The sequence below is a fragment of the Paenibacillus sp. FSL W7-1332 genome, from assembly GCF_037969785.1.
Classification (GTDB): Bacteria; Bacillota; Bacilli; order Paenibacillales; family Paenibacillaceae; genus Paenibacillus_AQ.
This window is the reverse complement of record NZ_CP150209.1, coordinates 4,093,171-4,105,655: the sequence shown is the minus strand read 5'-3', so window position 1 is coordinate 4,105,655 and position 12,485 is coordinate 4,093,171. Positions and strand designations below refer to the sequence as shown.

Annotated in this window: 14 protein-coding genes and 1 pseudogene; 11 read left to right on the top strand and 4 right to left on the bottom strand. The window is 45.9% G+C overall.

Features of this window, described 5'->3' with window-relative positions:
• Window positions 1-19 precede the first annotated feature (19 nt).
• The 3 genes and pseudogenes from MKX98_RS18305 to helD all read left to right on the top strand — a co-directional run bounded on the left by MKX98_RS18305 (window position 20) and on the right by helD (window position 3,703).
• Window positions 20-457: a DUF2269 family protein gene (locus tag MKX98_RS18305; RefSeq protein WP_339217634.1), complete on the top strand. Its 438-nt coding sequence runs from the start codon at window positions 20-22 to the stop codon at window positions 455-457.
• Window positions 458-517: 60 nt separating this feature from the next.
• A pseudogene (locus MKX98_RS18300) lies at window positions 518-998 on the top strand (aldo/keto reductase); the annotation flags it as partial.
• A 287-nt stretch (window positions 999-1,285) separates the two neighbouring features.
• Complete coding sequence (gene helD, locus MKX98_RS18295; RefSeq protein WP_339217632.1) at window positions 1,286-3,703, top strand: RNA polymerase recycling motor HelD; 2,418 nt, start codon at window positions 1,286-1,288, stop codon at window positions 3,701-3,703.
• Window positions 3,704-4,036: 333 nt separating this feature from the next.
• Here helD and MKX98_RS18290 read toward each other — a convergent pair whose 3' ends face one another.
• Both MKX98_RS18290 and MKX98_RS18285 read right to left on the bottom strand, forming a co-directional pair.
• A complete protein-coding gene (locus MKX98_RS18290; protein WP_339217630.1) occupies window positions 4,037-4,960 on the bottom strand; it encodes an LD-carboxypeptidase in 924 nt (307 codons plus the stop codon).
• Between the two features lie 173 nt (window positions 4,961-5,133).
• Window positions 5,134-6,036: a LysR substrate-binding domain-containing protein gene (locus MKX98_RS18285; protein WP_339217628.1), complete on the bottom strand. Its 903-nt coding sequence runs from the start codon at window positions 6,034-6,036 to the stop codon at window positions 5,134-5,136.
• Between the two features lie 193 nt (window positions 6,037-6,229).
• Between MKX98_RS18285 and MKX98_RS18280 the strand changes: the two genes are divergently transcribed.
• The 8 genes from MKX98_RS18280 to MKX98_RS18245 all read left to right on the top strand — a co-directional run bounded on the left by MKX98_RS18280 (window position 6,230) and on the right by MKX98_RS18245 (window position 11,203).
• Window positions 6,230-6,700 (top strand): DinB family protein, encoded by a 471-nt coding sequence (locus MKX98_RS18280; RefSeq protein WP_339217626.1) that lies wholly within the window; start codon window positions 6,230-6,232, stop codon window positions 6,698-6,700.
• A 111-nt stretch (window positions 6,701-6,811) separates the two neighbouring features.
• Window positions 6,812-7,216 carry a nuclear transport factor 2 family protein gene (locus MKX98_RS18275; RefSeq protein WP_339217624.1) on the top strand — a complete coding sequence of 135 codons (405 nt, stop codon included), beginning with the start codon at window positions 6,812-6,814 and terminating at the stop codon, window positions 7,214-7,216.
• Window positions 7,217-7,489: 273 nt separating this feature from the next.
• Window positions 7,490-7,621, top strand: coding sequence for a hypothetical protein (locus tag MKX98_RS18270; RefSeq protein WP_339217623.1), 132 nt, complete (start codon window positions 7,490-7,492; stop codon window positions 7,619-7,621).
• Window positions 7,622-7,657: 36 nt separating this feature from the next.
• Window positions 7,658-8,218, top strand: a complete 561-nt coding sequence (locus MKX98_RS18265; RefSeq protein ID WP_194543019.1) for a pyridoxamine 5'-phosphate oxidase family protein — start codon at window positions 7,658-7,660, stop codon at window positions 8,216-8,218.
• A complete protein-coding gene (locus tag MKX98_RS18260) occupies window positions 8,110-9,207 on the top strand; it encodes a hypothetical protein (protein WP_339217621.1) in 1,098 nt (365 codons plus the stop codon). The genes MKX98_RS18265 and MKX98_RS18260 overlap by 109 nt, the downstream gene beginning before the upstream one ends.
• 220 nt (window positions 9,208-9,427) lie before the next feature.
• A complete protein-coding gene (locus MKX98_RS18255; RefSeq protein WP_339217619.1) occupies window positions 9,428-10,021 on the top strand; it encodes a YdeI family protein in 594 nt (197 codons plus the stop codon).
• A gap of 244 nt (window positions 10,022-10,265) precedes the next feature.
• On the top strand, window positions 10,266-10,766 hold the full coding sequence (locus MKX98_RS18250) for a MerR family transcriptional regulator (RefSeq protein WP_339217617.1): 501 nt from the start codon (window positions 10,266-10,268) through the stop codon (window positions 10,764-10,766).
• A gap of 2 nt (window positions 10,767-10,768) precedes the next feature.
• Window positions 10,769-11,203, top strand: coding sequence for an SRPBCC family protein (locus MKX98_RS18245; RefSeq protein WP_220685013.1), 435 nt, complete (start codon window positions 10,769-10,771; stop codon window positions 11,201-11,203).
• Between the two features lie 102 nt (window positions 11,204-11,305).
• On the opposite strand, the gene MKX98_RS18240 is transcribed toward MKX98_RS18245, so the two are convergent.
• A complete protein-coding gene (locus MKX98_RS18240) occupies window positions 11,306-11,479 on the bottom strand; it encodes a hypothetical protein (protein WP_181469777.1) in 174 nt (57 codons plus the stop codon).
• An 85-nt stretch (window positions 11,480-11,564) separates the two neighbouring features.
• Entirely contained in the window at window positions 11,565-12,191 is a 627-nt protein-coding gene (locus tag MKX98_RS18235; RefSeq protein WP_194543015.1) for a class I SAM-dependent methyltransferase, read from the bottom strand.
• Window positions 12,192-12,485 lie beyond the last annotated feature (294 nt).

Below are 12,485 nucleotides of genomic sequence, written 5' to 3'. Positions count from 1 at the left end.
CCTGTATACTTCACTGTTAGTGTTCCATATTCTATCCGCAATTTTTGGAGTTGGGCCGGTGTTTCTGTTCAATATGATTTTGAAGCGGGCGAAGTCGGTGGAACAGTTGAGATATGCTCATCATATCGTTGAAAAATTGAACCGAAATGCCAATGTTTCCTTTGGTATTATCCTCATATCAGGATTATTGATGGGCTGGATAAACCCTTACTTGTTTCAAACGGAATGGTACATCGCTTCGCTAGTGTTGTTTTTTATCTCAGGCATGTATGCGATCTTTGCGGTTGAACCCATCCTGAAACAAATGCAAGGAATCGCGTCGAATACGTCAGGGCCTAACGAGATTTCCTCAGAATATAAGACGTTATTTCAAAGAAAGCAATCCCGAGATACGGTGGCAAACCTAATAGCAGTCATGATTATTCTCCTTATGGTAATTAAGCCCGCAATTTTATGAAATAAGGATTGATCTAGAGTTAACTCTAGGTGATAGACTTAAATGCAAGGAGGGATCTTCATGGAATATGTGAAACTAGGGAATACCGGGCTCGACGTATCCCGCATCTGTCTTGGATGCATGGGATTTGGCGCAGCAGAGCGGTGGGTGCATCAATGGGTGCTTGATGAGGAGAACAGTCGTCCTAATTAAAAAGTCATTGGAGCCAGGCATCAACTTCTTCGATACGGCGAATGTGTACTCAGACGGTACAAGTGAGGAGATTGTGGGCCGCGCATTGAAGGATTATGCCAATCGGGATGAAATCGTCCTTGCGACCAAAGTTCACTTCCGTATGCACGAAGGTCCTAACGGTATGGGTCTGTCCCGGAAAGCAATTATGAGTGAAATCGACAAAAGCCTCAAGCGCTTGGGTACCGATTATGTTGATCTGTACCAGATCCATCGATGGGATTATGATACGCCTATCGAAGAAACAATGGAGGCTCTTCATGATGTGGTGAAAGCCGGAAAGGCCCGCTATATCGGAGCTTCAGCCATGTTAAACGCCAGCGGACTTACATTGGATAAAACGGGGTTGCGGGACCTCTTCCTACAACGCGGTTTTTTTGATTTTATGGGAAAATAAAAAAACTTGGCAGATGCGCCAAGGAGTACAAAAAACAATTGAACACAAAAAAGCGCTATGCTATAATCAGTAGCGCAATTGAAAAGTCATGAAAAAACCGATATTATAATTTCTTATCCTAATCTAATTGTACATCGGTGATCCTGATTTGTCAATGCACTTTTTTCGGACCAGATTGAGAAGGAGTGTGTTCAGAAAACATGGAAGCGAAGGAATGGCAGTTAGAACAAGAACGGCTGGATCAGGTAAGGGGAAAGATGAAGGCGAGGATCGACCAGTTGGAACCAAGCGTTACCGGGATGCGCGATCAGGCTGCTGAGATTCGCAGGCGATTCTGGGAAGAGGTTACGGTCAACACGAGCTCGGACGAAGAGTTTGAAGAAACATTTTATACGATTAAACAACAGGCTGCGGTGTTATCCGAAAGAGAGCGTCGTCACCGGCTTCTGACGCAGCAATGGAGGAGCTTACATCGGCTGCTGCCGTCTCCTTATTTTGGGCGTGTTGATTTTCTAGAGGACGGCTTGAATGTGAGCGAGCAGATTTATATCGGCGTATCATCCTTCGTCGATGAAGATGAATTGAGCTTCCTGGTATATGATTGGCGCAGTCCCATCGCGAGTCTTTACTACGACCATTCCCCCGGTGCGTCCTCTTATGTCACGCCGGTCGGGCAGATCACGGGTATGATGGAGTTGAAACGGCAGTATCAGATTCACGATGGACAAATCCGTCATATGTTTGATGCGAACGTAACGATCGGCGACGAGCTGCTCCAGCAAATGCTGGCCAAAGGCGCGGACTCCCAAATGAAGAGTATCGTATCAACCATCCAGAAGGAACAAAACGCCATCATCCGAAACGATTTTAGCCGGCTGCTTATCGTGCAGGGGGCGGCTGGCAGTGGGAAGACCTCCGCAGCCTTGCAACGTGTGGCGTATTTGCTATACAAAAACCGCGATTCGCTTAAGGCAGACCAGATCGTTCTTTTCTCGCCAAATCAAATGTTCAACAGTTATGTATCCACTGTTCTTCCCGAGCTCGGCGAGGAGAACATGCAGCAGACGACTTTTCAGGAATATCTCGAATATTGGCTGGGTTCATCCTTCCATGTCGAGGATCCCTTCAATCAGATCGAATATGTGCTGACCGCACAATCAACTCCGAATTACGAGGCTCGTCTTCAAGGGATGAAGTACAAGGCATCTGAAGCTTTCATGAGGGCCCTGCAGAACTATGCGAAGTGGCTGGGGCGGGAAGGCATGCTGTTCAAAGGCATTCGGTTTCGGGATCGTGTTCTGATAACGTCGGAGCAAATGAGAACCCAATTTTACAGCTACGATCCTTCCTTGAGCTTAGCCAATCGTGTTGATCTCCTACAAAAGTGGCTTCTGAAGGAACTTTCATTATTAGAGCGCAAAGAGCGGAAGGCCTCCTGGGTTGAGGAAGAGCTTCAATACCTCGACAACGAGCAATATGCGGAAGTTTTCAGCGAGCTGCATAAGGATAGGGAAGTGTTTGATATCGCCGAGCGTTATGCCGTTGTTTACGAGAAAATAAGCAATAAGCGCAGAGGAGATGAAGGTGACTTTGACTTCGCCGAGCGGGAGGAAGACATCCTCAGCCAAAGGATTGTGAAGATGAGCTTCAAACCGCTAAGGCAAGGCGTGAAGCGATTTTCGTTTATCGATGTCCAAAGCTTATACGTCCAATTGTTTGATGATGAAGCTGCTTATCAAGAGAAGACGAATGAGACCGAGATCCCTGTTCTATGGTCTGAAATTTGTAGGCAAACCAAAGAAAAGCTGGACCGGCTCGAATTATTCTATGAGGATGCGACTCCGTATCTGTATTTAAAAGAACTGATCGAAGGCGTTCGAACGAACACGGAGATTCGGCATGTGTTCGTCGATGAGGGGCAGGATTATTCGGCGTTTCAATATGAGTATCTCAAAAAACTATTTCCGCGTGCCCGCATGACGGTACTCGGTGATTTCGGGCAGGCGATCTTTACGCAGTCTACCAAGCTGCATGAGTCCGATTCGCTGCTTACTCGACTTTATGGTGAAGCCGAAACCTGCTTGATCCGCCTTGTGCGCAGCTATCGTTCAACACGGGAGATTGTGGAATTTACGAAAACGCTGCTCTCTGCTGAGTTGGAAATCGTCCCCTTTGACAGGAGCGGACATAAGCCGCTTCTTGTGAAGTTAGATGACGAAGAAATGCGCGATGCACGAATACTGAAAGACATCGCAGCACTTAGAGCCGAGGGCTTAGACTCTATTGCCGTCATTACGAAGTCTGCGGCTGAAAGCCGCACAGCCTTTGAATCTTTAAGGGAGCAAGGAAGCGAAGGATTGCAGCTCATTACGAAGGAGACGGTCACCTTTGAAAAAGGAGTAATGGTTATCCCCGTATATCTCGCCAAGGGTGTTGAGTTTGATGCCGTTCTGATTTATGAGGCATCACCTCAAGCTTACAGCCTGGAAAACGATCGCAAACTTCTGTATACAGCATGTACGCGGGCCATGCACCGACTTCATGTATACACAACGGACGATTGGTCACTGTTCGTGCAGGCATTGCCAGCTGATTTATATGAGAAAGCGGCATACTGAAGGATCGCTGATGAGGCCCTCCGCCATAAGCTGCTGCTCATGATTCAGCCAACCTTCGAGAACAGATCAGTTTGTCCTCGAGGTGATTTTTATCCATTCACAGCTCGAGGAGAAAAAAAGCAGGGATCATGTCAGCTCCTATGCAAACAAAGGCGCTGACTCGCTTGTATGAAAACATGTAAACAGCCTTTGCCGTTATTCGGCCAAGGCTGTTTTTTTGCGCTTATTAGTCTGAACTCTACGTCATTCATTGCAAGGGCAGGGGACTTTCCTTTCCGGCCCAGAATTGTGGGTCTTGTCGATAGACATGACCTTTTATCGTCTTAGCCGAAGTTAAATGCTGACTGTAGGTTCAACCGTCGTTATTCTATTATTGACGGAATCGAGTTGTACTGTTGCGCCAATCGGCAAGGCGGCTTTATACATCCCATGTCCTGTAGCAAGATTCGTTATAAGCGGCTTACCGAGAGGTACAACAAATTCGTTGATTAAATCTTCATAGGATATGCCATAAGCTGCCTGGCAGCCTGAGCATTCCCCCATAATAATGCCGATGCAGTCATTAAATTTACCGGCAAGCTTCAAATCGTTCAAGTATCTGTAGACGGTATTGGTGGGTTCATGCGTTTCTTCAAGAACGAGAATTTTACCCTGTGTATCGATTTCGAATGGCGTGCCCAGCGTATCGACAAACGATGTGAGATTACCGCCCACAAGCTGCCCCGTCACGTTGCCCGGAATACGGCTTATCAACGGCATCCCCGGCGGATTCAAGATTGGCCGGGTTAATGAATACACGGATGTCGCGGAAAAAAACTGATCGAAATTATAAGCGGGCGTTTCGGGTTTGAAGTCAATAAGCATCAGACTATGGAATGTTATTAAATCTACATATTGATGCAGAACATTTAATAGTACCGTGATGTCGCTGTACCCCGTGACGATTTTTGGGTTACTTCGTATCTCGTCGTAATCCAGGTAGGGAAGAATTCCGGCCACGCCTGTACCGCCTCTGGTAGGCAGTATCATTTTTACCTGCTCATCTCGAAACATCATCATTAAATCGGAGGCTCGCTGCTCGTCTGTGCCGGCAAGAAACCCGTTTTGCGCATATACATATTGACCCAATACAACATTAAGCTCCATTGCTCTCAAATATTCGATTCGTGCATTAATGATGCCTGCAGCGAGCGGGCTGCCCAAGGTAACGATTCCAACGGTATCGCCCCTCTGCAAGATTGGCGGAGGTATCGGCATATTCTTTTCTTCCCTTCCTGAGAATAGAAGAAGCCATCGTGATCATGTCTTTAGAATATATTGGCTAGATTCGCAATGCAGTACTAAAAAAGAATTTTGAAAAGTTTGTATTCTTAGTTGAGATAGGGGAAGGGAGAAGGCTTGAGCGGGTTTGTTACTGGTGGTGCTACCTTCTACGAAGACTTCGATTGATGGATAGCTGTGTCGATGTAGGCTCTCAAGGTCTTGATAAACGTACGCATGGCGTATCCGACATACCTGTCGCTGCGGTAGATCAGACAAATGTCCTGAGAAGGCGTAGGGTTCCTGAGGTGCACGACCTTGATGTCCGGATTGTGAAGATTCTCCAATAGAAGTCGCGGCAGAACACAAGCGCCGACTCCGCTCTGTACCATCTGAAGGAGGGAAGATAACGTTGTCGTCACCAAATTCGACTGAAGTGTAAACCCGTTGTCCATGCAAAAGCGGTCAATCACCTTGCGGCATTGGTGGTCTCCTGGGAACATGACCATCTTTAAGCCTTGCAGCCTGTTCAAGGGGATGAAATTCTCCGTGGCAAGGGGATCATTCCTACTTACAGCCAATGAGAACTCCTCATGAAACAGGGGAATTGTCGTGAGACGTTCATCGATAACAGGTCCAATGGTTACGCCCACATCGATGCTTCGGTCCAGGACTTGTTCGGTTACTTTCGTGGTTTCCAAAAGGGACAGTGAGAGGGTGGGGTAGGTCTGATGGAAGTTTAATAGCATGGCATTGAACATGAGATCCGCGTCACCGGGCAAGACCCCGATGGAAAGGGAGCCGCCTTGCATTTGTTTCAGATCTGCAATGGCGTCGCCCGCTTGCTGCAGATGCCTGAAAACGGCAGCACCGTGTTCGCGAAGAATGGCTCCAGCGTCTGTAAGGACAATGGTTTTTCCCACACGATCGAACAGCAGAACTCCGAGTTCTTCTTCCAATCTTCTTATCTGCTGGCTAATGTTGGGTGCGCTGACTCCCATTTTTTCGGCAGCTCTCGTGAAATGAAGCTCTTCACAAATGGCCATGAAATATTGCAGTTGTTTTAACTCCAATGCTCGCACCTGCTTTCTAATGCATCGTGTATCATGCTCAATCCTTATTGTTGCTCCGACTTCTTCTTCTGTCAACGAATAATCGTTAACTGATACTTAACGTTCCGGTAACGCCCACTGCATTGATGGTTAGTTCCGTAAGACATAAAATGGGAACATATCAAGCGGTTCTCACGATAAAGGAGGAATTAGCATGTCTGAAATGATTATCAATACGGCAACAACCGCACGTCAAGTGCTGCAGCAGCAGGTGCAGGCGATCCCGGAGGAACTGTTCGATATCCAACCGGCTGGTTTCAACAATACGGTCCGTTGGAATGTCGGCCATATGATTTATTGGATGGATAAGTATTCTCCCTTGATCTTCGACTCCACGCCTATCGTACCGGGCTCTTATGAAACGCTGTTTAACTCTGGCACAAAGCCCTTGGATTGGACGGTTGCTCCACCATCGAAGGAAGCGATGGTCGAGATGTTAACGGCGCAGCTTTCCCGTATCACTGAGTTGAAGCCTGAAATGCTGGGCGAGGAGCTTTCGGCTCCGTTTGACTTGGGACCGTTCCATTTCAACACCTCTGGTGAGCTGTTAAACTTTATCCTGATTCACGAAGCTTTTCACCTTGGAACGATTTCGAGCCAGTTAAAGGTTCTTTCGGCGAGTTAACCAATGTTAAGCAAGATTCCTATTTCAAGACGTCTCACCATTCAAAACGACTCAATGAAAACTCAATTATATTTGAAGCAAACAATAAACCGTAATGAGGAGGAATTTTCTATGGAGAAATCTCTAGACTCAGTCCAATCCCGAACATGCGAAGGGTTTGATGCCTTTAGGCATGCGTTGGAAACGGGGGATACAGCTGATTTTCTTAATAAGGTTACGGAAGACTTTCATTTCTCTGTTCCGCTCCCGCTAGAGGGGTGGAATCATGAACAGCAAGGCAAAGAGCGGTTTGAGGAATTGATCAGGTTCGAGCGCTCCGTATTTCAGATGCAGCTGACTCCGCTCATCGTTCTTGAGAATGAGGACAACGGGATGGTGGTATTTCGCTCGGAAGGCTTGTTGAATGGGCGGCCTTTTCGTAATGAGCTTGCAATCGTCTTTGAATTTGAGGCAGGGCGGATCCGCTCCTTCGGCGAATATGTAGGTATGCCGTTAAAAAACTACGAGAACCCATAATAGATATAAAAGCTGCAGTGTATATTGGAAGCCAGACTCCATTCGGATCAGGCTTCCAATACATGTTCCAGACGTACACGCTCAATTAAACGCTTTCGGCCTTGTCCAGTATGCTTTACGAGCTGCAATTCTACTTATCCTTCAGATTAATTCTAAAAACATCCCCCGCATTACCACCAAAAACCATCATGCCGCTTCAGGCGGTACTACCGAGTTCTTGTTGCTTGCCTCCCGCGAAGAGCTCGTTGTCTCATTCATAACCGAAGTGTATCTATGCTTGTTAAGAATATATTATATTTATGGGCCGTCTTCGAATACAATGTATGTATAGCCAAGCACGAGATCAAGCCTGAAGCAGCGATCCGGCCCGCCTTAGAACGCGACTTGGCCGGTGTTCACGGGTGAATCAAACCAACTACAAGTTTATCGGAGGGGATTCGAATGGGAAAACAGTTTCCGGCCATGCTCCCCGAGCATATGGCCTTCATCCGAAAGCAGCAGCTGTTCTTTGTCGGAACGGCGCCCATGTCGAGGGATGGGCATGTCAATCTGTCGCCGAAGGGATATGACACGTTTCGGATATTGTCCGATCGTAAGGTTGCGTATTTGGATTTGACCGGAAGCGGCAATGAGACCAGCTCTCATATCGAAGAGAATGGTCGTATCACGATGATGTTCTGCGCATTCCAGGGGCCGCCGAACATCCTGCGCCTATACGGGACCGGAACAGTGATTCTCCCGGAGGACAACGAGTGGGAGCAGCTGTACGAAATGTTCGAGCCGCTGCCTGGAGTCCGGCAGATAATTATGGTCGACATACATAAAGTCCAGACATCCTGCGGCTATGCGGTTCCATTCATGTCGTACGAGAAGGAGCGAGAGACGCTCCAGCGGTGGGCGGAGCAAAAAGGCGAAGAAGGCTTGCACAGTTACTGGCAGGAAAAGAATTTGAGCAGCCTCGACGGATTGCCGACGTCTCTTGGAAAACGTATAAGAACATAGCGGTTGGTATCTCGCGGCTGGACGATGGGACAAGAGTAACTTTGAGGAGGTTGAAGGTGGAACATTCCCAAATCGTACATACAATCCTTGCAAAATTAGGAAATGAACGTTTGATTACGGAACTGACAACAAAATTGTCGCAATCGGAGATGACTACGCTTCTTCTCGCGCTTTCACAAGAAATGACGGCTCAAAGTTCTCCCGTCGACTTGTTAAGCAAATATGCCACGAATCGTTTTGTGAAGCCTTCCGAACTCAGTCCAATTAAACTGAAGAAAATAGAGCTTGATATGCTCGAATTGGCCGAAAATAGCGGATTTACCTCATTGGAGCTTTCTCCAGCTAGTCCGTTGGGAAGCTGTTCAGTGATTGCAAAGGTTGATCAAAACAAGGTGATATCAGCAACAAGAGGCGTTGAATTGATGTCGGACAGCACCAATATGCTTGCGATTTATCTGGCGAATGGCATAAAGAACAAATCAATAAACAACAGCATCAACGATGTGCATGTTTGCGCAGCCAGCAGAGTCACTCGAGGGCAATGGTATAAACAGGCCAACGTCCTGCCTCATTTCGGTTTATTTACCTTGGTTAGTTCAGGAAAAGATACCGGTTCATATCGCTTCGAGAAAGATACACTGACCCGGCACATCGCATTCTATCTCAATTATTATGGTGGGAAGCTTGGTCAGGAGACAAAGGTATTTCTTCATATGCGCAAGGGCTATACCGATTCAGAAGGTTTCCTGGACAGAATGGTCGATCATTTGAATGTAGAGTTTCCCTCCTACTTATTTATCGAAGATAGGGTAGAGAGCAGCAACCAGTATTATAAAGGCCTGAACTTCGAAGTGAATGTGAATGGAGTGAATATAGTAGATGGCGGTTTCGTGGATTGGACCCAGCAATTGCTCGGGAACAAGAAGGAACGATTGTTGATTAGCGGGACGGGCATGGATTTACAGTTGATCACCGGAATGATTCAATGAACGAGTCAGTTTCAATCAAAATCGAATTCGATTCAATTCGATTGAACTGCTGCTAAACTGAACTGAATCTGCGATCGGCAGCAAAAACTTCATCTACGCATACGAGGGTCGCGGATTCCGTTGACACGACACCAAACAGTGTCCTATACTTAATTGCAACCGCTCTGGAGCTCGAGAATGGATTGGAATTGCTGCATAAAAAACTTGAGGGGGGACCTCGATGGTAAACGGTGAAAGGAATTCAAAGATAGATCCCTATTTTAACAAACTTAAGAAGTGGAAGGAAGAATTTAAGCTGCTGAGAGAAATCGCTCTTGACTGCGGGTTGACCGAGGATTTTAAGTGGATGCACCCATGTTACACGCTTGACGATAAAAACATCGTTTTGATTCATGGATTTAAGGATTACTGTGCGCTTCTGTTTCACAAAGGGGCGTTGTTAAAAGATCCCCATGGGATTCTAATCCAACAAACCGCGAATGTTCAGGCGGCGCGTCAGATTCGGTTCACCAATGTTCAAGTGATCGATGAAATGCAACTTATCTTGAAAACATATATTGATGAAGCCATCGAAGTTGAGAAAGCCGGTTTGCAAGTGAACTATAAAAAGAATACGGAATACACCATACCGGAAGAATTAGAAAGCAAATTCGTGGACATGCCCGATTTAAAAGCGGCTTTTGAAGCATTGACACCGGGACGACAAAGAGCATATATTCTACATTTTTCTACACCCAAGCAATCCAAAACCCGAGAGTCAAGGATTGAAAAATATATTGCGCATATCCTGGATGGGAAGGGATTAAATGATTAAATTATGTTATCTTTGTGGGAGGAAGAGAACATACATAGATTAAACTCCGCGTTAAACGCGGAGTTTTTTGTTTGCAATTAATCGTTATTGGGGTGGCTTCCTTATCCTATGGCTCACTGCTTTAGATAAGAGAGCAATCCAAACAAATTTCAACAAAAAAATAAATTTCGGTTGAACCTAACGTAACGTCATCTTTTATACTAAAACTACCGGTACATAGTTAGCGCTAACTAAAGGAGCTCTTATGAAACGAAATTGGAAGGTAGGGGAGCTTGCCAAACAAACGGGGCTCACCGTGCGGACTTTGCGATTTTACGATCAAATTGGTTTGTTCTCTCCATCGGACAAGACGGAGTCCGGTCATAGGCTGTACGACGAATCCGACCTGTCACGCCTGCAGCAGATTATATCGCTTAAAGAATTAGGCTTATCTTTGGAGGATGTAAAGCTCATCCTGAAGGACGAGCAGATCAGCCCACTAGAGATCGTCAGGCTGCAAATAGCCCGAATCAAGGAACAAATCAAGGTGCAGCAGCAGCTTCTTGAACAGCTTCATCATCTATCCAAGTCGATGCAGGGGATGGCGCCATTAGCGGTTGAAGACTTCACTGACCTCATGCAAGCGATTAAAAAGAGCCATGAGAAGTTAGTCATCGAGCGGAGAACGAGCTGGGAACACCATCTGGATGTATTGGGTAATTTTATTGCCGAGGAAGAGAAAAAATCGAAATCTAGGGAGGATTAATTATGAACGAACGATTTGTTAAACATGCCACCTTCGTCGTCGAACGATCTTATGCAGCTTCGCCTGCGAGGGTCTATCAAGCTTGGGCCGATCCGGCTGCCAAAGCAAAGTGGTTCTCAAAACCCGATATTTTCGAGTTTCATGTGGGGGGACGCGAATATAGCAGCGGTGGCCCGCCAGAGGGGCCCGTCTTTACGTTTGACGCGTGCTACCAAGAGATTGTGCCGGAAGAGCGCATCGTCTACAGCTATACCCTGGATTCGGATGACAAACGTATCTCCGTTTCAATCACAACGGTCGAGCTCATCCCGACCGAGGATGGCACAAAGCTGGTCTTCACGGAGCAGGGGGCATTCTTAGACGGGTATGATACGCCTGAAGTGCGTGAGCATGGGACAAATGAGATGCTTAATGCACTTGGAAAGACACTCGAATAGCGGCTTCCAGCATGTTAAACCCCACTGTTAAAAAAATCAGTGGGGTTTAACCACAACCTGGATAATAGAGGCTAGAGTGAAGAATTGTTAAATAGATATCTATTACTCTTTCCGACTTATAAACTCATTCGGAATATCTTCACCTTCCGGGTTATTGTTTTTAATTTGGCTAAGACGTCCATTGCGGTACTCACCACCATGAACCTTGTTCTGGCGCTGACCATTATTATCCGTACGATCATGCTGATTATGATTATAGTTCCTGTTATTTGCCATTTTCGCATACCACCCTTTTCTCTAAGATGTACAACATAGAATGTGTATTGAGACCAGATTTATGCAGATTGGCGGCTCGAGGACTCTAATTTAGTTGCCTGGTTGGTTCCGCCGTGAAGTAAATCTCGTTATATACCATGCACTTTGTAAACTTCTTAAGTACCTCACATCGGTATTGCCCGTTTTGGAATAAATCTAGGTAGCTGTTTTCGCTGCGGATATACTTTCCATCATCGTACCAGTTCATAAATCGATTGTTAAATCTTCTTTTCATACAAAAATACGGCTCCATGACGATAACCTTGCCACCTGGTTTCAAAATGCGTTCAAACTCGACCAAATATGAACGAATCTGCTCATCTGATATATGGTGAAGAACAGCAACGACAAAGATATAGTCAATGGAGTTGTTTTCTATAGGGATCTGGCGTTCATCAAATATTTCAAATGTATGGTTGGGGTACAGTCTTTTGGCCAGACGAACCCGATCCATATTGGGCTCAATGCCAAGATACCGATCTGAATGACAAATAGAGCAATTTGCTCCGGTACCCGAACCAAAATCAAGGATGAACTTATTCTCCAATTGGAAGTGCTTCTGAATATGGTCATGGATATATTTTTTGGTAATCCATTGGGGACGGACAAACCAGTGATACAAACGCGGAGACAGAGGCATTTCTAACAAGTCACCACCCTTTTTATATAGCACAAAGGTTAATCTGACTCATCGTCCCATTCCTTATACGTAGAAAAATTAACCGATTCCCATCGATAAAGGCAAATAAACTATTTATATAAATAAAGCAGCCGGAGTTTGTCATCCGACTGCTTTATTAAGTTCACTCTTCAGGAAAATTATCGAATAGACCTGAGCATACGACTCCATGCATTTCCGTTGAGCCTGCGTCTATATGCCATTCCAATCAGTGTAGCACCCACCCCAACAGCCAATAAAGATATAACGGTTTTCTGATTATTGATTTTGAAAGGGATCATCCGCTGC